Source organism: Klebsiella aerogenes, from assembly GCA_029027985.1.
Lineage (GTDB): Bacteria > Pseudomonadota > Gammaproteobacteria > Enterobacterales > Enterobacteriaceae > Klebsiella > Klebsiella aerogenes_A.
Genome location: CP119076.1, coordinates 1,134,629 through 1,157,649, shown reverse-complemented (window position 1 = coordinate 1,157,649; position 23,021 = coordinate 1,134,629). Strand labels below are relative to the sequence as shown.

The 23,021-nt window shown below is 45.4% G+C and carries 18 protein-coding genes and 1 pseudogene; 4 read left to right on the top strand and 15 right to left on the bottom strand.

All coding sequences use genetic code 11. The features are described from left to right. Positions 1–57: 57 nt before the first annotated feature. From hxlA to ptsG, 4 genes are all read right to left on the bottom strand, one after another. Positions 58–693 carry a 3-hexulose-6-phosphate synthase gene (hxlA, locus tag PYR66_05590; GenBank protein ID WEF29196.1) on the bottom strand — a complete coding sequence of 212 codons (636 nt, stop codon included), beginning with the start codon at positions 691–693 and terminating at the stop codon, positions 58–60. Positions 694–717: 24 nt separating this feature from the next. Next, positions 718–1,281: a 6-phospho-3-hexuloisomerase gene (gene hxlB, locus PYR66_05585; protein ID WEF30363.1), complete on the bottom strand. Its 564-nt coding sequence runs from the start codon at positions 1,279–1,281 to the stop codon at positions 718–720. Beyond that, complete coding sequence (locus PYR66_05580) at positions 1,281–2,123, bottom strand: glucose-6-phosphate isomerase family protein (protein ID WEF29195.1); 843 nt, start codon at positions 2,121–2,123, stop codon at positions 1,281–1,283. The genes hxlB and PYR66_05580 overlap by 1 nt, the downstream gene beginning before the upstream one ends. A 129-nt stretch (positions 2,124–2,252) precedes the next feature. Continuing rightward, the gene (ptsG, locus tag PYR66_05575) at positions 2,253–3,794 is read right to left on the bottom strand and encodes a glucose-specific PTS transporter subunit IIBC (protein ID WEF29194.1); all 1,542 of its coding nucleotides are present in this window, start codon (positions 3,792–3,794) and stop codon (positions 2,253–2,255) included. Positions 3,795–4,016: 222 nt separating this feature from the next. On the opposite strand from ptsG, the gene PYR66_05570 reads away from it, so the two are divergent. Next, on the top strand, positions 4,017–5,696 hold the full coding sequence (locus PYR66_05570; GenBank protein ID WEF29193.1) for an SgrR family transcriptional regulator: 1,680 nt from the start codon (positions 4,017–4,019) through the stop codon (positions 5,694–5,696). Positions 5,697–6,019: 323 nt separating this feature from the next. Here the strand turns inward: PYR66_05570 and PYR66_05565 are convergent. The 3 genes and pseudogenes from PYR66_05565 to PYR66_05555 form a co-directional block, all read right to left on the bottom strand. Next, positions 6,020–6,560: pseudogene (locus PYR66_05565) on the bottom strand (dihydrofolate reductase family protein). A 171-nt stretch (positions 6,561–6,731) separates the two neighbouring features. Continuing rightward, positions 6,732–7,226: a GNAT family N-acetyltransferase gene (locus PYR66_05560; protein WEF29192.1), complete on the bottom strand. Its 495-nt coding sequence runs from the start codon at positions 7,224–7,226 to the stop codon at positions 6,732–6,734. A 114-nt stretch (positions 7,227–7,340) separates the two neighbouring features. Continuing rightward, entirely contained in the window at positions 7,341–7,943 is a 603-nt protein-coding gene (locus tag PYR66_05555) for a site-specific integrase (protein ID WEF29191.1), read from the bottom strand. Positions 7,944–8,226: 283 nt separating this feature from the next. Between PYR66_05555 and PYR66_05550 the strand changes: the two genes are divergently transcribed. The 3 genes from PYR66_05550 (at position 8,227) to PYR66_05540 (ending at position 11,812) form a co-directional block, all read left to right on the top strand. Next, on the top strand, positions 8,227–9,117 hold the full coding sequence (locus tag PYR66_05550) for an EcsC family protein (GenBank protein ID WEF29190.1): 891 nt from the start codon (positions 8,227–8,229) through the stop codon (positions 9,115–9,117). A gap of 415 nt (positions 9,118–9,532) precedes the next feature. After that, the gene (locus PYR66_05545; GenBank protein ID WEF29189.1) at positions 9,533–10,399 is read left to right on the top strand and encodes a hypothetical protein; all 867 of its coding nucleotides are present in this window, start codon (positions 9,533–9,535) and stop codon (positions 10,397–10,399) included. Between the two features lie 498 nt (positions 10,400–10,897). Beyond that, on the top strand, positions 10,898–11,812 hold the full coding sequence (locus tag PYR66_05540; GenBank protein WEF29188.1) for a DUF5677 domain-containing protein: 915 nt from the start codon (positions 10,898–10,900) through the stop codon (positions 11,810–11,812). 235 nt (positions 11,813–12,047) lie between these two features. Here PYR66_05540 and PYR66_05535 read toward each other — a convergent pair whose 3' ends face one another. From PYR66_05535 to PYR66_05500, 8 genes are all read right to left on the bottom strand, one after another. Continuing rightward, the gene (locus tag PYR66_05535; GenBank protein ID WEF29187.1) at positions 12,048–12,962 is read right to left on the bottom strand and encodes a hypothetical protein; all 915 of its coding nucleotides are present in this window, start codon (positions 12,960–12,962) and stop codon (positions 12,048–12,050) included. 424 nt (positions 12,963–13,386) lie between these two features. Further along, positions 13,387–15,276, bottom strand: coding sequence for a DUF262 domain-containing HNH endonuclease family protein (locus tag PYR66_05530; GenBank protein ID WEF29186.1), 1,890 nt, complete (start codon positions 15,274–15,276; stop codon positions 13,387–13,389). Between the two features lie 777 nt (positions 15,277–16,053). Further along, positions 16,054–17,667, bottom strand: a complete 1,614-nt coding sequence (locus tag PYR66_05525; protein ID WEF29185.1) for a DUF6119 family protein — start codon at positions 17,665–17,667, stop codon at positions 16,054–16,056. A gap of 20 nt (positions 17,668–17,687) precedes the next feature. Further along, positions 17,688–18,323, bottom strand: coding sequence for a His-Xaa-Ser repeat protein HxsA (hxsA, locus tag PYR66_05520; protein ID WEF29184.1), 636 nt, complete (start codon positions 18,321–18,323; stop codon positions 17,688–17,690). Further along, positions 18,320–19,432: a His-Xaa-Ser system radical SAM maturase HxsC gene (gene hxsC / locus PYR66_05515; protein WEF29183.1), complete on the bottom strand. Its 1,113-nt coding sequence runs from the start codon at positions 19,430–19,432 to the stop codon at positions 18,320–18,322. The genes hxsA and hxsC overlap by 4 nt, the downstream gene beginning before the upstream one ends. Then, the gene (hxsB, locus tag PYR66_05510; protein ID WEF29182.1) at positions 19,425–20,813 is read right to left on the bottom strand and encodes a His-Xaa-Ser system radical SAM maturase HxsB; all 1,389 of its coding nucleotides are present in this window, start codon (positions 20,811–20,813) and stop codon (positions 19,425–19,427) included. Before hxsB ends, hxsC begins: the two co-directional genes overlap by 8 nt. Further along, a complete protein-coding gene (gene hxsD, locus PYR66_05505; GenBank protein ID WEF29181.1) occupies positions 20,813–21,085 on the bottom strand; it encodes a His-Xaa-Ser system protein HxsD in 273 nt (90 codons plus the stop codon). The genes hxsB and hxsD overlap by 1 nt, the downstream gene beginning before the upstream one ends. An 816-nt stretch (positions 21,086–21,901) precedes the next feature. Next, positions 21,902–23,008 carry a fimbrial protein gene (locus tag PYR66_05500; GenBank protein WEF29180.1) on the bottom strand — a complete coding sequence of 369 codons (1,107 nt, stop codon included), beginning with the start codon at positions 23,006–23,008 and terminating at the stop codon, positions 21,902–21,904. Positions 23,009–23,021: the final 13 nt, after the last annotated feature.

Sequence of the window (23,021 nt, the reverse complement as noted above, 5' to 3'; positions counted from 1 at the left end):
TTGTATGTACAACTGTAATCAGGAAATCAGGCGCAGAGTTCCCCCTGCGCCTTCACCTCAGTGATGCTGCAACAACACCTGCGAAATCTTCCTCGCCTCACCAGCCGGATCCGCCGAATGCGTGATCGCTGATCCCACAATCACAACATCCGGGCCTAACAGCGCATAGTCCTTCACCGTCTGGCTGCTGATGCCGCCTGCCACGGCAATCCGGGCTTTCCGGCGCGCCTTCAACATCGTTATCAAATCATCTATCGGCTTGCGCCCCGCCGCCTGCTGGTCGGTGCCCGTGTGTACCGCCAGCATATCCGCGCCCGCCTCCTCCAGCAGGCGAACCCGCGCGGGGAGATCGTCGACGCAGATCATATCCACCACCACCTGCTTTCCGGCCTCTTTTGCCGCGCGGATGCACGACTGGATCGTCAGCACGTCGGTCACGCCTAACACCGTGACATAGTCTGCCCCGGCGTCGAAAAGCAGTTGCGATTCAAAATGGCCGCCATCCATAATTTTCGCATCCGCCAGCACTTCTTTATGCGGATATTTTTCTTTAATGGCTTTAATTGCGTTCACACCTTCCCGAATAAGAAAGGGGGTTCCCACTTCAATAATATCAACGTCGTCAACCACCTTATCAATAAATACCAGCGCTTCAGGCAGGGTTAACTCGTCCAGGGCAAGCTGTAATTTCATGTTGGTTTCCTTGTGTCGAATGACTTATTCGAGGTTGGCGTGTAGCGCAAAACCTTTGGTTAAGCGATATCCCGTCGACTGCGCCAGATTCACAATCATGGCGTCGCCCAGCACCATGACGGCCTCTTCAAACAGGCTGCCGCCGGGCAGAATACCTTTCACGTTATCGGGTCCATCCGGCAGTTTGTCGGTATAGGCCGGGATCCTGACCACCACATCAGCCAGTTTCCCCAGCGAGGACTCGGGGAAAATGGTCAGCAGGGCCACTGTGCCGCCCAGTTGCTTTGCTTTCGTAGCCACATTCACCAGCGAAGCCGTTTCGCCCGATGCGCTGGCAAGCAGCAGCAGGTCGCCTTTTTGCAACGCAGGCGTGACCACATCTCCGACAACATGCACCTTCAGGCCGATATGCATCAGGCGCATCGCAAAAGCTTTCAGCATTAACAGCGAGCGCCCTGCACCAAAAACAAACACCATGTTCGCTTCAGCGATGGCCTGATCCAGACGCGCCAGAGCAGCGCCATCAATCCGCGCCATCGCCTGATGCAGGTCAGTACAGGCAACGCCTGCAACAGATTGCGTTTCCATCATGCGTCCTCCTGGCAGAGCGGGAATAAATCTTCCTGATACTCGAGCATCCCCATGATTTCCCGGACATAGTTATCGACATGCCCCAGAAAGTGGAAACGTTCCGGTGCGGCGCGATAGCGCTGGTAAAGCGGCGTATCGAAGGTGATGCCAAGATGCGGATTCTCTTTGACGGTGGCGAATTTGATGTGCGGAATATGCGGGTAGTAATGATTCTTGCGCACGCAGAGCTGCCCGTTCTCCTCCACGATGTAGCAGGCCATACCGTGGTAAAACTGCACCGTGTCGTAGTGAACCGCGCAGGGTTTATAGGCCAGGTTGCTGAATACCAGCGGCCCGTCGCCGATATTGATAGAGCAGTGGCCGTAATTCGGCGGCACGATAATGCTCTGCCCCTCCTTCACCACCGCCACGATAAGATCGTCCACCAGCAGATCTTTTGGCTCAACGGCAAAATCCGGCGACTTTTGCAGGATATACGCCGCAGTGCCCTTAATCACTTCATACACTTCCGGATGGGTGTTGCGCCGCGTATCGTTATAGCCGTGATAGTGACCGCTGGTTTTCTTGCGCTCCTTGCCAATCGTTCCCGGCATGATGATGGTGATGTCGTACTGATACTGATCAGCGGCAAGCCGTTCCTGATCCTCCGGAAAGCACAAGCCGCGATAAACATCGTAAGCCGGTTCATCGCATAACGCTTCGGTGAACTCCGGTAAGACTACCGCCATCTGCCCGGCGCTTTTGCGGCCAAAGCCGAGATAGTTTAGCGGCGGTTTCAGCGCCATCACGCCGTCGTCATCGAGGTACAGCGGCAGGCCGCTGTGGTGTAGCTGTTTCATTTTTGCCTCCTGTATACACGTCATACTTCAAGTTGTTGCTGCGTTGGCTGCGCGCCTTCATCCCGGTCACATAGTTATCTATGCTCCCGGGAACTCACGCGCTTGCCGCCTTGCTACAACTCGAATTATTTAGTGTATGGGTTCACAATGTCCGGAAACCGGATGCGCTTTAATCGCGCGGATCGCCTCTTTCAGCCGATCGGATTTCATGCCAAATACGCTCTGAATATTGTTCCCGACCTCGACGACGCCCGCCGCGCCAAGCTGTTTCAGCAGCGCTTTGTCCACCAGCGTCTTATCCATCACGTCAATGCGCAGACGTGACATGCAGGCTTCGATGCTGGTCATATTCCCCAGCCCGCCATAGGCCAGAATGATGCCGCTCACGAGGTCGTTCTGTTCGTTTTCCTGCGCCACAGTGCTTTCTTCGACTTCACGCCCCGGCGTCAGCAAATTCCAGCGGCGGATGGCAAAGGTAAACAGGACGTAGTACACCACGCCCATCACCAGCCCGACCGGGAACACCATGTACCAGTGAGGCGCGCGCGGCAGGACGCCAAAGAACAGATAGTCGATAAGCCCGCCGGAGAAAGAGAGCCCGATGTGCACGCTGAACCACTCCATCAGCAGGAACACCAGCCCCGCCAGGACGGCGTGAATGCCATACAGTACGGGCGCAACAAACAGGAAGGAGAACTCAATCGGCTCGGTGATGCCGCAGACGATGGAGGTGATCGCGCCGGAGAGCATAATGCCCTTCACTCGCGCTTTGTTTTCCGGGCTGGCGCAGCGATAAATCGCCAGCGCTATCGCCGGAATGCAGAACATCTTGATCGGCGTCAGCCCGGCCATAAAGGTTCCAGCGGTAATCGGTACCTGATCTTTCAACTGGGCAAAGAAGATAAGCTGGTCGCCATGTACCACCTGCCCGGCTTTGTTCACGTACTCGCCAAACTGCAGCCAGAACGTCGGCCACCAGACATGGTTAAGACCAAACGGGATCAGCAGCCGCTCGACAAAACCAAACAGGAAGGCGGACACGCCCGCCCCCTGCACCGTCATGGTATTCGACAGGCCATTAATCAGATGCTGAACCGGCGGCCAGACCACCGCCATCACCAGCCCGACAAACAGCGCGGCGAAGGAGGTGACTATCGGCACGAAGCGCTTTCCGGAAAAGAACTCCAGCCACGAAGGAAGCTGAATGCGGTAATAGCGTTTATACAGCCAGGCGGCAATAATCCCGATGATGATGCCGCCAAACACGCCGGTCTGGAGCGAAGGGATGCCCAGCACCATCGTGTAGTCACGCACCTGCGCCACCGACTCGGGCGTGATCCCCAGAAACTGGCCGATGGTCACGTTCATAATCAAAAAACCGGCGATCGCCGACAACCCGGCAATGCCCTGATCGTCACTGAGCCCCACCGCCACGCCGACCGCAAACAGCAGCGGCAGGTTAGCGAAAATCGCACTGCCCGCTTCCGCCATTAGCTTCAGCACGTGAACCAGCCAGTCAGCGCCGAGAAACGGCAGGCTGGCGACAATATTGGGATCCTGAAAGCTGATGCCGAAGGCCAGCAAAATACCGGCGGCAGGCAGCATGGCAATGGGGATCATTAACGATCGCCCGATGCTTTGTAACATTTGCAGAAGGTTGAATCTTTTCATCTCGATCTCCTGAGCGCGTCTTTATGACAGGGATTCGCACAACAGCAGGTTCTGCTCCGAACACCTTCAGTATCCGAACCTGAGATGATTAAAAAAACAGCAATCAAAGACGAAAGTTATTTCCGGTTTTCGCTTAAAACCGGAAAATTTATGAGGACAATCACGCCAGAAGCCATCAGAAAGGGATAAAAGAGGAAATCGCGTTCGGCGGGAGGCCATCATATGAGTATCTTCGAGGCGCATTTTCGCAGGCTGCACGCCCGCTACGGCGCAGGTCAGACGCACGAATTACAGATGCAGGAGATCGCCGCCATCTTCGGCTGTTCGGTGCGTAACTGCCGGATTGCGTTGAAGAAGATGCATCTGGAAAAATGGCTCGACTGGCAGCCCCAGCGCGGACGCGGCAAGCGCTCACGGCTCCACCTGTTAACCTCGCCGGAAAAGCTGTTCAGCCAGAACGTCAATAAGCTGCTGGAGAAGCAGGATTACGGCAACGTGCTGCGCTTTATCGGCAACGACAAGTATCTGCTGGATCGCCTGAGCCTGTGGCGCTTTGGGGTACAGGATAAAAGCAGCGAAACGCGGGTGCGCATCCCCTACTACCGCAATCTGGATCCGCTTAACCCGCTCGTCCCCCTGCGGCGGACCGAACGCCATCTCCTGCGCCAGTGCCTCAGCGGACTGACGCGCTATGACGCCGTTCAGGGCAGGATCGTCCCCGATATTGCCCACTACTGGACCCACAACGAGGACTTTACCCGCTGGGAGTTCTGGCTGAAATCTACCGCCCGCTTTGCCGATGGCAGCGAACTGGATGCCTGCGCCGTTCAGCGCTGCCTGCTTGCCGCCAGCCAGAGCCCGCAATTCGCCCCGCTTTTCAGCCCAATCAAAACCATCACCGCAGACGCCCCCTGGCATCTGGTGATTGAAACGCATCATCCGGTCAGACGTCTAGACTGCCTGCTCGCCACCCAGCCGACGATGCTGTTCGATTACCAGCACGGACACATCCGCTGTACCGGCGCTTTCCACCTGCAGGAGCACAGCGACAACTTTATGGTTCTGCGGCGCAATCAACACTGGCACCAGGCGCGGCCCGGACTGGATGAGATCACCATTTTCACCTGGGCTCCGGAGCATATCAGCATGAGCTTTATTCCCCTGCTGCGGGGCGAAGAGGCGCAGGATGACCGCCCGCTCAACGAGCGCAGTCTGGAGCAGGGGTGCTGCTTTGTGCTGCTCGACGGTGACGGGGCCTTCGCAGATGAGGCCGGAAGACGGTTTATAAATTACCTGCTACAACCTGTCGAACTCCTCAGCCAGACGCAGCTTCCCGACGAATATGCGCGCATTCTCTCCGTGGCTCAGGGTATGCTACCGCAGTGGAACCACCGCCCGGTGGATTTTGGCGGGGTCACCGCGCCGTTTAACCTGCGTCAACCGGTCATCATCAGCACCTTTCAGCAACCGGAACTGGTGGAGCTTGCCGGAGCAATTCGCATCCTGCTTGAGCGCTGGCATATTCGCGCCGAAATACGGATCGACGCATTTGACAGCTTTAACAGCCAGCCGCGCCCTCCCGCGGATATCTGGCTTAGCAACTTTATGCTTGATACCCTTTCGGTTCCGGCTTTTCTGGAATGGCTGGCGTCCACCACGCTGTTTACACGCTTGCCTGAAGCCCAGCGACAAAACCTGAACGCGCTGTTACCGGCGATTCTGAACAGCGACGATGAACAGGCGTTCGCTACGATTGCCGCCTTTTTCCACGAGATTACCCATCAGCGATATGTCATTCCTTTGCTGCATCACTGGATGGAATTTGCGACCGAGAAGTCATTTACCTGGCGGGATTTAAATACGCTGGGATGGCCGGATTTCAGCCAACTTTGGCTCGAATAATGCTATGCCCGCAAAAGCTCGCTAAAGGGCCTTTAAAGGCCTTTAAGGGTAAGGGAGAGAAGTGCGGGATTTGGGGAGGGGAACGGTAGACAAATTCAGTCCTCACGACGGAGACTGTTCAAATGTCTCTGTACTGACGCCCCAATATGGCTTTACCGCCGTCTCCGATTGTTGAACACGTCAATGTCATCGAAGATATCGACACGAGCCAGACCTCAGGTTTGTAGACCCGTTTTCTGATGACTGCTTTTTCAGTGAACTGAAGCAAGGTCGTGGGGCATGCTCTCGCTGTAGCGGAGGTCACCACTGTGCTTAGATTCAGCTTATGACGTCAGTCGATAGTGCGATTGCACCAGACCTGAAGGGAAGCTGCGGCTGGATAATAGCGTCAGATCGATATCATGGGGCAGTACTCCGAACAGCGGTTTTCCCGAACCGAGCAGGACAGGAACGGTAGTGATAACGTGTATTAGTCGCGACCAGACCCTCGCGCAGGAACGACTGTATTAACTGCCCACCATCGATATAGACCCTGTGCACGTTTTTCTCCATCAGGTCAGCAAGAGCCTCCCCTGGCGTGCGGCATGAAAACTGCACTTTGCCCTTCAGCGCCTCTGGCACGGGAATATCGGTTAGCTGTCGGGAAAGCACCAGCACAGGTTGATCATAAGGCCATTCGTCAAAAGTCAGCACTTTCTCATAGCTGCCTCGCCCCATAATGATCCAATCTTTGTCCGCGATGAATGCGGCATAGCCATGATCTTCTGTCGGGTCATCGCGCTTCAACAGCCAGTTGATATCGCCATCCTGTCGAGCGATATAACCATCAAGACTGACCGCGATGAAAACATGTGTGGTAATCATCAAGTGCTCCGTATTCAGGTTGCATATATCTCGTTGAGTTTAGCAATGTAAACGATATTGATATGCTCCGATAAAGCCACATCATAATGTTCTCAACGTCCGTTCTAGGCACGAAGCAAGCAAGTTATCTAAGCTGAAGGTCCGCTGTGAGCGAAAAGCGGACATAGACCGTTACGAGTCGCGTCTCATCAGAAATTCGTCATGAAACTCCCCATCAACGCATAGCGCAGCAGTATCAGTCGCCCACTCGGTGAATCCGAAGGAGCGATAAAGCGCATATGCAGCCCGGTTGGTTGTAACTACTGACAGTTTAATTGTTTTGGCTGAACAGGCGGTTTCCAGCGCCTTGTCCATGAGTCTGGCTGCTAGCCCGGAACCTCTCTTCTCGGCACGAACATACATCCCCCAGATATTCGCAACATGACTCAGCTTTGGTAAGGGGCTTCTGTTCACGCCAATCATGCCCTGCAAGTTGTTATGAACATCAAAACCGCCGAAGACATGACTGGTTCGTAGTTGTTCGGCAAAAAACTGCAGTGGTTTCTGGCTGCATTCTTCATAAGATGCGCCAAAGGCCTCAGGGTGAAGCCGTAAAGCCTCCAGCCTCAATTTCCTGAAATCGTCCAGATCGCTCTCACTTATGCGCCGTACTGTAAATGCTTCCACCTATGACTCCTTGCAGTCCCAGATTTATCGTGTCAGAACTTGAGTAAACTAGCATAAGAGGACATATTAAACTTCCGCTGTTGGCACAGGGCTGCTGTTGCAGCCCTGACTACCTTAGACTTCAATCGATTCAGAAATCTCTAACGCATCATCGACTTCAATGCCCAGATAACGGACTGTGCTTTCCAGTTTCTTATGACCCAACAGAAGTTGGATCACCCGGAGATTCTTGGTTTTCTTGTAGATCAGGTAAGGTTTTGTTCTTCTCATGGAATGTGTGCTGTAAAGCGAATCTTCGAGACCAAGCTTTTCTACCCACCCATGAAAGATTCGGTTGTATTGCCGGGTTGAAATGTGCTGGTTAGTTCCGACCCTAGACCGAAACAAGAAGTCTTTACTGTGCAAATTGCTAAGCTGTATCAATGCAACAACAGCTTCTCTTGTCCCTTTGGTTATCTCAAATTGCACAGGGCTACCGGTTTTCTGTTGCAACACCGTTGCTCTGCTTGAAACAGAGCTACCATATGCAACATCAGATACTTTGAGTTTGACCAGATCACAGCCTCGAAGCTTACTGTCCAGGGCCATGTTGAACAGAGCTAAATCGCGAGTTTTACCTTCCAGTTCAAGTCGGATTCGGATACCCCAGATATGAGATATCTGAAGTGGTCTTTTTTGGCCTATGATACGGTCTTTGTTCCACGGTGACGTGTTCATACTCAAATCTCCTGCAATGTGGGAGATTTGAGTATGGTTGTCCCTTATGAGCGAGAAGCGGACGTTATATAATCGTAAATGCAAGTCATAGAGCTTTAACATGTCAAAATGATCTTTTTCATCGATGAACCTCACAATCTTGCATCCTGCTAGACCCTCCCTTTCTTTTTGCGACCTATCTTCAAAAAAAACTTTAAATTACTCATCTATGCGTTTTTATTGCCGATACATTATTATCAAATTCACGTCATACAAACACTGATGACTTCAGGCAAGAGATAAAATGGAACTGATCGCTTACGACAAAAATGCACTTCAGCAAATCCACGACTGGAAAAACCCACAGCGAGGTTTTCTAGCTAAATCATTTGAATTAATCAGCAAACCTCTAAACAGCGCCGGAGAGATGGTTCTTTCAACGCCTGTCGTCGGCGAAGCCATTCAATCTTCTGTACAGGGTCTGGTGGGTGTCTGTAACGATGCCGCGCTGTGGTCAGTGCGACCAGAGGCGATTTTCGAAGAGTTTCGTAATGACGGGCATGTCCACATCAATCACTACGAAGATATTGAAACGCTACGCCTCGAGGACATCGATAAAACTGTCGGCTGGCTGGCTGCTAAATACAAGGGCATCGCATTGGCGGAAGGTGCAGGCGCAGGTGTGATGGGGATTGCAGGGATGACCATCGATATACCTACCCTCATTACATTGAATCTGCGAGCCATTGGAGAATACGCGACATATTACGGTTTTGATATCACCCGTCAGGAAGAACGACTTTTTGCCTTTAACATATTGGGGCTCTCTTCTGCTTCATCGACTATGGCGAAAAACGTCGCTATGGCGCAGCTGGTAAAAATATCGCAGCAGGTCGCAAAGAAAGTAGTCTGGGAAGAATTAGAAAAACAAGTGTTTGTGAAGATTATTAGGCAGATAGCCAACAGCCTGGGGATTCGCCTCACCAAAGCAAAACTGGCCCAAACGATCCCTATCGCAGGTGCGGCCGTTGGTGGAGGTTATAACGCCTATTTCACCAGCAACGTCTGTGATGCGGCTTACCACCTCTATCGCGAGCGCTTCTTGGCAATGAAATACGATCCGTCTGTAATTGATGTTACGGTAAAACCTGCAGATGATTTTTTGCCCGGCGACGGCGATCCGGTTTTCGAATGAGCATAAATGGGTCGTTCTTCGACTCTTTTTTCCACATATAAAGAATGGTTTCATATACGATAACTGAATCTTAATAGCTACGGGTTTAACAGATAATTCAGTAGTCAACTTTCAACTTGGCAAAAAAACAACTTCGTTTTTGGTGAGAAGTGGACCAAGCAACTGAGCTGATGGTCCGCAATGAGCGAGAAGCGGAAGTTATCGCAAAGGTAATGAAGGCATGACTAACATTGACACGTGTTGATCTACAGGGAACCGGTCCGTGGCTATGCCCACGAGTTTCTCGGAAAATTAATATAGAAAGGTATTGGTGATCAATAATGCAAAAAATTGGGAAAGTAGTATTATTGAGTTCATTGACATAATATTAGGCGTCAAATTACTACTCAACTAAATTAGAAAAAGAGGGGTTGCTGTGAAAGCTTCGGTGAAAGATATTTTTGGAGTGTCTGGGGACATATACCCTACAATAATTCAAGAGCTACTTAAGGCTTCATATAATAAAAATTATCAGTTTTTAACCTTTGATGATTTTAAGTTATTGAACAAAATTGATTCAAACTATGTGTATTGGATTGAGATATTGTATCGCTCACATTGGGCTGCGGCCTCCAATCTCATCAGGCATGATAAATGGTACGAACTTTGCCATGACAGTTCGATTGTCAAGCCAAATTACATTGCTTTTTGTTCTGGCCTTAGAGGTATCCTTGAGTGTGCGACCGATACATACGATGCCTTAGGCTCGGTGCCTCTCACTATTGCGCAAATATTTAGCCATATTGAAGACGCGCTTCTACGTCGTCCAACACAGAAGCGAGTAGTAAGCGAAGAGTTGGAAGATAGCTTGATTCATTTCGCTTATGCACGTAAGTTAATGAATAATGAAGATGCACCTAAGAGTCATAAAGCAAAAACAGCCAGCGATTATATTGCTCAGTTAGATAGCGAGGCTCTTCCCCTCAAAAGTCTATATGCTGAACTTTGTCAAGTAGTACACCCTGCTCACCAGTCTACTGCGTGGTTGGTCGGCGTTGAAGAGAAAAATTACAAGATCCAGAGACCGGATGATATAACATTTATACTAAGTTTGTGTGGACGTTATAAGGAATGTATTGAATACATCCTGATGTCCTCGGTAAATACTAGCATGTTTATATTTAAGGTTCTTAATATGCTATCATGTCCTGATCTACACAATTATTCCGCTGATAAATACAATACGTCCCATATTCCGCTGCACAAGAAAATTGAGGCCGCAATTCGGATGCAGAATGCGTAAGTTATAGCCTTTACGTATAATTTAGGCTTTAGGTCGAAGCAAGTTAAACAACTACTCTTTTGGCACCAAGCAGCCCACGGTATCAACCAGGGCTGCTACGAGTTGTGAGAAGCGGAAGTTGAACTTAGCCATTAATAGAGAGAGCAATCAACTCAATGGTATCAAGACAATTCGAAGCTATGCATATATAGGGTCATCAAAAATATTCGGTGGTATGAACATCAATATGCTAAACGATACGGAGGTATCGATACTATATGAAATGATCATATTAATCACTAGAAAAACCATTTATCCTTTAGTGATTTTCATCACGAAAAATAAGACAACGATCTTCAAAAAAAAGAACCTATAAACTCTGACAGAAAAATGCATAAATTAAAAAAGGGAGAACTCCCAATTATTGCATTTATCGGAAAAAAGTAATACATTAATTATTATAATCTCCATTAACCATTAAATTTACCGGTTAATTAATATTACAAACTCGAGGTAATAATGCACATTCTCGTCAAAGAATTCATAAGAAAAAGGGCCATTTCAGAAAGCATGGAGTTAAATGAACCTTTGCACGATGGGTTATATTATCTCGAAAAACTAAATAAAATCATTGAGTGTTCTTGTCGAGAAAACGAAGAAAAACTTGTCAACGAAGTTCATTGGCCATCAATGCATGATATGTATAGAAGAAATTATGAATATTGTTGTGGGGTATTTGGTGCTTTTTTGATTGGTCAAATTCCATCATGTGAAGCCCTTTGCAGAACAGCAATAGAGGGTAGTGTTAATTTACACTACATAAGTCTTGGTGATTCAATGACCAAGCAAATTTCCTACTTCAAAAATCACTTAGAAACTGAACGCAAACAGAATCAAAACTGGAGGCGCAGTATTGAAGATTCTACATATTCTGAGGAGGTTAAAGCTGATCATCTACAGAAAATTTCCGATAAAGATCACACTTTAGATCATTATGAATATGCACTAAAAACATCATTTGCATTAAGCAACATTGATTTCGATATAGTTAGTTTAAAATGGCCCAGTATTTTTGAACGTTTCAAAGAAATAGGACAAGAAGTAGGATATAGAACCATTTATGCAGCCTTATGTTCTCAGGCACATAATGACGCGGAAGACTCTCTAAATAAATTAATGGCTAGAATTACAGCAAATGTAAGCGGAATGGAAGAAGCTCAATGGATTGAGCAATACAATTTTTCTCTATATATGGCTCTTACTGCTTTAGATTACCACACATTCGCCTCAATAATGTACATTGCAAAATTTGAAATTGACGTAAAAGAAATGATAGAGTTAAAGCATAGTATTACCAATTCGATTTTATATATAATTGATAACGGCCCTCGTATGGTCTCGGAGAAAATAAAAATAGAATTGCCGAAAATTTAATAGCAACATTAGGAATGTTATTAACACGACCTTAAACCTGGAATAGACTCAAATATAAACAAAAAATCCTGGCGGCCCGCTTCGTATCAGAAACGAGCAGCCACGGAAGGACTTATTTCAGAGCTGAGTGAAAAAGGGATGTTCCTTTTAATCTGCAAATTCTAAACAAACTAAAACACATATTAGCAAAACTAAATACATACACTTACACACTAAGAATACAACTGTAAGTTCATTATTTATTGATAACATTACTAAATATTCTTAAGAATAACTCTTTATTTTCGTCGATAGCTTTTTGCGTGGTAGCAATGTCAATTACATTGAAACCCCGATAAAGGAAGACTTCAAGCAAATGAATGTATGCAACATGGAAAATATAATATGCATGGGCATATGTTTTAAGTTTTGCCGAACTACTTCTAAACGGAGGGTTAGATTCCCCATGAAAACGTTCATTGCGGAACTGAGGCATCGTGACCGCAGTTAAGAAGAGGGCTCTATTTTCAGTAGTAAGTTGATACTTCTCATTTACAATACTTAGTTCATCACCCTTCAAAAGTCGTTGAAGTAATCTTCCTACATTACGTTGCATTGTTGCTTTATCAGATACCCAGTCAGGCTCATACTTATTGAGCAGGTCAGTGTAGACCGATTCAGTTAAACTACCAATCACTCTATTTCTAAAACTTTTGACATTGTTATCACTAGGATTAGATTTATACGAAATATTATTTTCAAATATCCTCTTAGCAACAAATTCGCACGTTTGCAACGGAATTATATCAGTTAGTGAAGCATAACTGTTGCAGGTATCAGGACTTTTGCTGATATGATTATAAAAGACACTGAACCTACCATTGCGAGAGCCGGATATATTTTTAAGCCTGAAAAACTCTGCATCCAATGCTTTCCAAATACAATCAAAAGCGATATCTGGTCTTAAAGGCAACTGATTTAAACACTCAAGGTAGTGCCTAAGAAGATTATGGAACTCTGTATTATTGGTATGTTTTAATTGAGCTGGTGAAAATATTTGGCAAAGATCATTTTCACTCATCTTTTGCTTTAATAGTACTTCACTTGGGAATAGCAACTCCTTTGGCCAATTATTGTTTAAATCTACCCTGTTTTTTTTTGCATCATTCATCTTAAAACTATCTCCATTTGACCTGCTTTTTAAAGATAGTACCATTTAATTATGCTTAATCAAAATACCATAGTTAGTAGATTCTAAGTCAATATAATATTATTGATCGCTCATTTTCGATAAACAATACATAAGAGGTTGCATATGCCTGATGTCAATCTCCCTTCTATATTTAGCTTTAAAACAATCAACAATGGTTTGACCTGCCCTCTTCTGATTGACACATTCATGTTAGCAACTTCCGCTTCTGGCACAATGCTGACGGGACATGAGCACTCTCGGAGTTCGGACCAGAAATGGAATGGCCTGAATAAGAAGGGTAAGTCTTATAACGAAAAGGCCGCGAAAGCGGCCTTTTTTTAGTCCGATGCAACCTAACTAGACTGTTGAAACGGCAGGCTTTGAAGTAATCTCACGCAAGACGTTAATCAGCTCGCGGCCACATTTTAAGTGCGGCATTCCCTAGCAACGCACCACGGGAGAGAATTTGTTCCTCATCCCATCTGTCTTTAACGGTCAGAGGCACGTTCAAACGCAGGCTGGTATGGGCAAGAAAAGCATCGCGTTTCTTTAGAAAATCTGAGTGTTGGAGGGATCGATTCACGCTGAGGTTAAGTAACGTAAGATTTCCCAAAGTTGCAATTACTTGCTGCCGTTTCCGCACCAGTTCCTGATCAGGCGTCAGCTCCGCCCCTGCAAGAACTATCTGAGCAACCGCTGATGCTTCTGTATCCGTAACAGATTGCCCATTTTCGAGAGGCCAGTGAGAGAACCACTGTTGAGGCATAAGATGATCGATATCAAGGCTGGAAAGTTTAGGAACATCTGGTTCCTCTGTTTTAACCTGACGGCGCAGTTCCCCTTCAAGCTCTGTCAGCATCATACGCATCTTCGGCGTATCAAGCCTGCCAGGATAAAGCTGTGCGGTGATACAGGCATTAAGGAATTCTGAGTCAGTCGGCCAGCGAGAAGCCTCGCCATTCAGATTCTTAAGGCTGTAGCGTAGCTCAATACTAGAAACGGCAGTTTTAGCCAGGTGCCGTAAGACAGCCATGAATACGTTATTGTAGTTCTTAGGTGTCAACCCACACACGGCTCTTCGTACAACATATGAGACTAGATCATTAAACATGATTGTCTTTTCGGTATCAGAGATATCAGTGACTGAAATCAGGAGCGCAAGAGGATGAATAGTCGTCACGTCATAGGCTGCAATACGACGGCCAAAGCGCGCGACAGGAGTCGTACCACTATCTCCGATCAGTTCTTTATATTGATTAGCATAGCGAGTGAGAAGCGCGACCTGCTGATCGGCGCGGCGCGCAGGCATATCCTTAGTCACAAAGTCCCGGAATTCATTGTAAAGGCGCGACAAATCCACCTCACTGCGTTTTTCAGCCTGTAGCGTGGCGTGAATTAACCATTCCAGTCGGGGTTTATAAATACGACCACGGCGTTGATTTTCAGTCCAGTAGGGATCTTCAAAAGGCTTCCAGTCATTCTCATACAACATCGCAGCATCAATATCGTCACTTACAGCGCGCATAAAGATGTAATTGCGAATGAGATCAGTTGCATGAAGTTCTGCCCCACGGCCATTTAACGTTTCAAAAATGATTTGAGCATCATCTCCTTCCTCCAGGGTGATGTTGATCATTTTGAGGTCAGTCAGGACTGCATTAATCAAAGCCTCTGCATTTGAGGCTACAGGGTGCCCTTCCGCGTTGATGAACTGAATAAAAGCGTCACTAAAGAACCATAATGCTTCCAGTGAGGGTGGGTGGCTGAAATACTTACGCAGGGTCCCGTGTTGTGTGAAGTTTTCCGGATAGACCTCGCGAAGAGCTTCGACTGAGTCAACGTTGAGACTTTTAATAAAGTCTTTTTGATCACGGAATGTCGGCCAAAGTTTGAAACGTTCAACGTCTACATTACGCATAGTCTCTTCGTTTATGTTGCGTAAACAAGGCAATACGATCTTCTCCAGGCCGGAAAGTCCTGTTGCCCGAAGAGCAAGACGGATGGAAGCAAGAACATACTGAAGTGTGGTGAGTCGCTGCTGGCCATCAATGATGTGTGACGTATCCACCCCCAATAGGCTGTCTTTGGATTGTGGTTCGAGCACGATGGCCCCGAGGAAGTGAGGCGTTGGTTTTGTTTTAGAAAGTCTGCTCTCAGCCTTATCGATAATATCTTCTAATAAAGCTGACCATTGGTCTCTTAGTGTCCATACATAGGCTCGTTGATAAAATGGAACGCAATACTGCCGACGATTCTGGAAGAGTTGATTGACGGTAAGCGGCTCTGATTTCATGGGGTTCCTATAATAACGTTAAGTATTTTAAGAGCTTAAGAAACGTAAGGTTGCCACCACCTATTCAGGTAACAAGCTCCTGTAGAAGTCAGTTAAGATATCGAAGATTATTGGTAAGCGTAAAGTGATAGCCGCATTGACGGCTATCACTTTACGCTTACCCTGTATCGCCGTCGATTATTAGTATGTATTTGATGAGCATGGTCTACAGGCCAGAAAATTCAAGAGAGTGAATTATCCGACAGAAACGCTCACTTTCGGAAACGAACGACAAGCCTATAGCGTCCACCAGAGCCTAAACTAGCACGGAAAATCCCGCTCCCAACAATCAAATTAAAAATCAAACAGATACAAAAACCCCTTCCATATCAACATCATCGCCACTCTTTTTGCGACTTCCCTTCCACGAAAAAAATAAAAATCCCCAACAAAATCAACCAACTCCACCACCAATTACAGGGACGCCAGCCCAAAATTCTCCATCGGTGATTACCAGAGTCATCCGATGAAGTCCTAAGAGCCCGCACGGCGCAAGCCCTGCGGGCTTTTTTGTGCCCTCAATTTGTCCCGCGAAGTCTGATGCCAACTTATAAGTATCCCGTAGAAGTGGACCTGAACCAATCAGACCAAAGGGTAATGATGGAGCAGATGAATGCGATTTTTAGTTATACTTTAGGTCATTCAATTTTAAAAATCACTGAGGTGACCGATAAAAACTGACCACAATATGAGAGTTTTTCTTGAACAACTATATGAACTGGCCAATATATCGGTAAATTAACTTAAACCTTTTTTTTGTGGTTTACAAAGCTTCTTCTTATAAATAATTGGGTCTACAGTTATTTTACAGATCCTAACTTCGTATCCGAAATTTGAAATAGTTTTATTGAAATTTTTTAAGTTTATTTTAGAAAATAATGGCAAATCTTCCGGGAGATTTTTGTTAGTGGCTATGGCGAAAACCACCTTATATTTTTTTGCCTCTGGCCTTGTACTATGATCCTCTAATTTTATATGAGCTGGTAATTTTTCATTAAGCTTTCCTCTAAACTCAGAATCGCTTATAAAAAGCTCGGAACCCACAAATGCCTGTGAAAAAAGATGACTCATACTTTGCGAACCACTATAGTATTTTACGTGGATAAAGTCTGAACCATTTTTAATTAAATCGCAAAATTCGATCTTACTTCTTCCTCCACCATGATAAATAAAACGTTGATCCATATGTGTAAAACTTCCATCATCAATGCAAATTTTCTTATTATATTCCTCTTCTCTTTTACATGAATAAATTGGAAATTTATCAGCTTCTTCATAATGAATAATTCGCTTCACCTCATCATCAATGGTTGAAACAAATTTTCGGTCAACTACATACCAAGTAGAGTCTCTCAGGATATAGTTTTGGTCTCCTTCTTTTATTTCGGCATAAATGCATCTGTATAAAGACCATTTCTTTATGGACTCAAAATCTGCATTCAACACATGCAGACTACTTCCCTTAAGACCATCCACTGACATTTCGTTTTTTTTACTATCAAAATACTCACAGATATGCTCAATTGACAAGCTTTCATAAACAATGCTTCTTGTTCTTTTCTCAAAGCAATATCCTATCTGATTCTCCCAGTCTACGATTTCTGGTTCACCCAACCATATATCATTAAAATCTTTCATTTTTATCAAGTCGACCAGAATAGAATCCAGTATCTCAACCTCTGTTTCATCAGCCTCCTTTATATTGTTAACCCATTCAAACTCTTCTGGGAGAGGAAGAGAATAGATAGAGTCAATTTTATTTAACAACTCTGGAATGGCCTTCATATCAATATCCGGAATGATTACAAATGCATCTTTACCGGTAACTTTACTGCCTAAAACATCTTCAGTGGAAGTCCCTGTAAGGGTTGTAAGAATATCCATTTCGGAATCTATTTTAAGGTTATAAATATCTACTTCTTTGCTACTTTGACTACGAGTTAATAGATTTGTTTCATTATGACTACCTTTATCCAAACTGCGAATTTTGTTATGCTCAATGCAATTAAGTGTAGTTTTAAGACCGAAACCTTTTACGATACTATTATCGTTAATTAAATGATGCCCCGTCCCAAAAGGGATGAGATACCTTGAGTTATTCATTTCAACAACTAAAACTGCTCCAGTGCTACTATTTTTCCCGAAGAAATCATGATCTAAATCTGGCTTTTGGCTTGTAAATAAAGTTGTCCATTCAGGCGGTTTTGGGTCTAAGAATTGTTTGGCATATAAATATACCCTTGCCTCATCCATGTCGAACTTAATCGGATTTCTCACTCTCTCTAAATTCAAAACTTTATCAATATCATCATTGAATCTTTTTGCTTTATATATCGAGAGTTTAATCTTCATTTCAACTTCTCCTGAACTCTTTAACGGGCCAGAATATTTAATGAGTTCAATAATTGAGTATCGAGTGTTTCCGTTGCAGGCGTTGGTAGTCCGTTCGCAATGCGGTAATTTTTTATAGACTGCCTTGTGGAAGGCCCCATTATGCCGTCAATATTCCCGTTGTAATAACCTTTGTCCAGCAAAGCGAATTGAACCCGCATGATTAGGCGCTTACGCTTCTCTGTACCAGAAGTCAGCCCATTACTTGCACGGTTAGCTTCTGTAGTTCCAACAGAATTCGTAGTAGTAGAGTTGTTATTGTCGTTAGAACGAAGCGAACGCACAGAGGAAGGGGACGATGAGGAACTTGTTCCTGAACTTGAAGACCCAGATGAGCTTGGTGAGCTGTATGTTTTTGGATAATAAGGAGTGCTGCCACCATAGTACCCGCCACCTGATGATGAACGGTGAGAACTATGGCTCCGATGGGAGCTATGACTGCGATGCCCTGCAATGTAGAATGGAACCTCGGTGTTAAGTGGGGCTATCACTAAATCATGTTCATTAAGAGTCATACCAGGCAAATCACTTGCTCCGGTAGATGAATCACTTGCCCATACAGAATTATTGAGTGCTAAAAATCCCGGAAGTAGAGCAGCAAAATTAAATTTTTTCATAAAATTGGTCTCGGTGGTTGATGAAAACGACCTGTCGAGGAACTGAAATAACCAGCACAGGAAGACTTCTGAGTGCATTCATCACATTCTTTAGGATAGTAATTTTTCCAATCAGAGATCGACTGAGCAGCAAGCTCCCAAGCTCTTTCAGGAAGATGACACAAAGGATAATTAAAAATTGTTAGAGGTATGCCTGACCTGTGTGCAGCGTCTATAGCGGAGGTTATTTTCTCACTATAGCTGCTGTGCTCAATGAAGATTGTTGACCAGTTTTTTCGTGCCCAACCGATAGATTCCAACCCCATAAGGGAAATCTGATTGATGTTGGAGAAAAGACGTCCAACGAACTCTACGATGTCATCCAATTCCGTATAGTTAGCCAGTGTCGGAATAACTCTAAGTTCAATATTAATCCCTGAGTTCCCTGCATTGATTAACCCCTTAACCGTTTCATTAAATGCGCCATCACTCCCTACCAGATGATCATGCACAAGTGGTCTTGATGAGTAGAGCGGGATACCAAAAGTGATTTTGATCTTTTTGCTTCGCTTTGCCATTTCCTGAGTAAAGTTGGTATCAGCAAATTTGCGTCCGTTTGTTAAAACATGCAAAGCAGTATCTGGTGAGTTCTCGATGATAAAATCAATGAAGTTTAGGAAATCATCTCCATACAGCAGAGGTTCACCACCGCTGACCCCAACAACTCCATTCAAACCAAATGAAGCTATAGCAAGGGCTGATTGGGTAAGCAGCCAGTCATCATTTGCTTTCTTTGGTGGCTGGGAACAAAACAGGCACAGGTTATTGCAGCGTTCCGTAACTAAGACAGTATTATGATTGGCTTTGCGGGACAGAATAACGCGTATCATATTGCCATTATTGATTATTCCAATATCTCCATCTTCAATTGACTCAAATAATTCAGTGCTAATAACAGAGTAATCAAAGCATGGCAAAATGGCTGCATTGTTGCTTTCAGTAACTACCAGTAAATTGGGTAAAAAGAATAAAGGGTTCACTGGTTTTTGTTTACATAACCGATAGAAACCAGTTGGCACATTCTTTTTTGAAGCAAAATGAAAGATATCGTTCCTGATAACCTCAGACATATGCCCATCCTTTTAGCATCTCGGCCTTCGGACCGCCTTCTGAGATGCAGTTCATCAGATACCTGAACATACCTTTGTGATACTGACAAAACGTTGAACGGCTCCTATCACCGACAGGCTCACCTTGTACACTTATGTTCTGGCATGGGTCTGCACCGCAAAATGGTTGATACGCGCATGTATCACAACCTGGCAGAGCAAAATTGAACGATGAACTCAATACTGCGTTATAGTAAGGACTCTTGGAAAATGATAGCGTCTTAACCTCACCCGCACTGAACTCCGTTTCAGGATTCACCTTCTGCAACATACGGCTCTCATCGCTACCATATACTCGACCGTCATAATTGAAAAGAATACTGTTAAGCACGACCCCACTTGGCGACTTTAAATCCGCATAACCACTAAAGCCGGGATTGAAGATCCTTTTCAGATGAATGGAGGCCGAATGTTCCACAACCCTTATCCCTTCATTGTTGATCTTAAGGATTTCATCTATCAACGAGGCATAGAACCTGAAGTATTCGTCCATAGAAAAGGTGAACGATGCTTTTTGTGCAAACCCATAGGGACTAACAGGTCGGATAAACATGTCCTTGAGGCCAAGAGATAAGTGAGCCTGAACAATCGATTCAGGGTGCCTGATAAGATCTTTAGTAACTGTAGTAACCGTTGCAACGCGACCAGCGCCTAAAGACCGTTTGATAGCCTCTACCCCTGACACTGTTCTACTGTAAGCAAGCCCATGACCAAGAATTCGATTACTGTTGTGAACAACTTCCTCACCATCAAGCGAAACAGAGAACGTTATGTTCCTATCTCTCGACCATTCAAGCATATCCTCATTCAAGACAGACAGGCTTGATGCTACCACCATCTCAAAATCGGTACTTCCCAGCGTTTCAGCACATTGCTCATAGATAGACTGAATTAAATCGAACCGCAAGAGTGGCTCTCCACCCTGTATCTCTATCTTGTAAGGTGGAGTTGATAGTTTTTTGATAGTAGAAATCATATCAGGGATGAGAGCGGGATCTAGATCATAACCAGAGGCGTTCACTGAAGCTCTACTGACCTGACAATACTTGCAGGTATGGTCGCAACGCAGTGTAGGCACAATCATGAAAATTGGCCTGACCGCCAGTTCATTCATCAATCGTTTTGCAAAAGCAGAACTTAAAGCATAGGGAGCAATAGCTGATGAGCTTTCGTTGGTTATGAATAGCTTGCTTTCGAGTGCATTTGATTGTTCCGCATTGATTTGCTCATCAGAAAGATCAAGCAGCTCTTGCTCATCAATGAAGTGATGAAAACCAGCGAGGTTGCTTATAAACACCTGTCCATTAGGCAATCTGTCAAAATTGAATGGCATCAATTCCATTACGAAAGCCTTTCATCGACACTGCGAAGCACTTTATGGACAATAGAATCTCTCAACGCCCCTGTTTTATGCTGTAGTTTTTCTCGCAAGGTGTAATCATTCAGCAGCCTCTCGAATTCATGGAGGCATTCGGGACTATCGTTTTCAAAAGAGATTGTCCAGGAGGATATATCTTCACAAAGCTTCCACTGAGTAAGCGAAGTCATCCAATACAGGCTATTGCGTATAACCCATTCAGAATAAACATCTTTTTTTAACATCCTTTCGCACATTGCCATTGCCTCACAAAACTAATAATCACAATCAGCAACCGCTTTAAAGCGGATTTTTCCTATAGAAATTAGGATACACCATTTAATTAATATGTTACAGGATGTTAGCATCTGAATGGCGACTCTGAAAAATGATGTTACTTATCCTATTATAATCAATAATGTTTTCTGATTATCATATGCCGCTTGAACCGGCAAACAGCTAAGAAGCTAACATGACGTTAAAACGCAGGGGTTTCAAAGAGTTGTTAGTGGCTCATAGTATGAGAAGTATCCCTTCAGTAATCACAACGCGAAAGGATTCTGTACTGACTTAATCGAAGAAGCATGTGTCAGTAGCGTTGACTGGACCGACCCCACGACAGTAGACAAATTCTGTCGCGGGTCAGTCCAGTTGAATATGCTTTACTGCCGGTGGCGCTTTTTGAACAATATCTTGACGATTTTAATTTATGGAAACAGCAGGCTAAGAATCTGACATGGATGATGATGGGCTAGCATTTGCACCGTAATATGTTGGTAGAAAACGATCACAACAGAACGGCCTATATTCTTCTCGATGCGCTGAGTCATGAGCCGGATTTTATTCGCTGTAACACTACCGCATAGGCCTATATTCAGGAGCGAACGTTATTTTCGCGCAGCTGGATTATGCAATTCCTTGCCGATTTGAAAAGCTCGGGGAAAATTGAGCTTAAGCGGGACATGCTGGTTAAAATAAAATATTAAGCGTAATGACGATATATCGTTGTTGATGAGGTCGCCGTTCTGAAAACAGAACGGCGAGGTGAATGGTAATACAGAGCAATGGTTGTTTTATTGATAGGCCATCTGGTAGACAAGCGCAGCGGAGACGGCACCACTCTTAATGGCACTCTCTGATGTTCGGTAATAACGTGCCGCCATCTGAATGTTGTAGCTATTGCTATCGGTGTGGTCGACGTGGAACATTTCCCTGAATTTTACGACACTCAAGTGACCATCTTTTGTAACCAACACCTGCACGCCCACATTCTCCGCCATATTTTCGCCGATCCTATTGGGTAACACACCGATATCGTCAATACCGTATTCGCCGGGACCGCCATTCGGTGTGAGCGTTATATAAATATCCGGTCCGCCACTACAATTAGTGAGAGCAATGTTAAAAGGTGTATCTGGGCCAGTAGCGCCGTTATGGTCAAGGGAAGCAGCAGCAATTGGTGGTAAACGAACTTCTTTGGCCATATCGGCCGCAACAATATCACAAGTTGCTGCCGGAATAACAAGGTCACTTGCTAATACAAATAAATACCTTGTATAACTGTCGCCCCAAAGTTCTTCAGAACGGTGCTCTACACTTAGATAAAAAAGAGGAGTCCCAGCACTGATCGTCCCACTTTTAGAAAAATCATTGCGCTGAAACCAAACCATGCCTTTCATAGGGCTGAAGCTCAGTGAGCCAGGATCAGAATCGCGCTTGCAGTTGGAATCTCCTTCTGGGGGCCACATACATTTCCCTGCTGCACCATTATTCTCGGCAGTATTAGTGGAACCGTCCTGCGTCTTGAGATATGATTCGAATCCGTAACTCTGCATCTCAGGAGATATTCCCGTGATAAAAGCACCACTGTCCGAGGCTACCCTTAGGGCATCATTATATCCATCGCCTGTCAAACCAGCGCAAAATATATAATCTCCCAAGTCAACAAATAATTGCATACTCGACGTATTGTATAATACCATAGCATCAACTGTAACAATTGGGAATTCTGTTCTAACACGGGAGCCACCAATATTACAATTAAAAAAGGCATGAGCACTGTTAGATGCCATCCCCGCAGCAACAAGCACCAACAACAAATATAAAACCCTACATCGTAATATCACAGGCATACCACTTCCTCGTTTTTGTTCTGGAACAGGTTGATCCACTTTATTCATCCGCGAATACCCT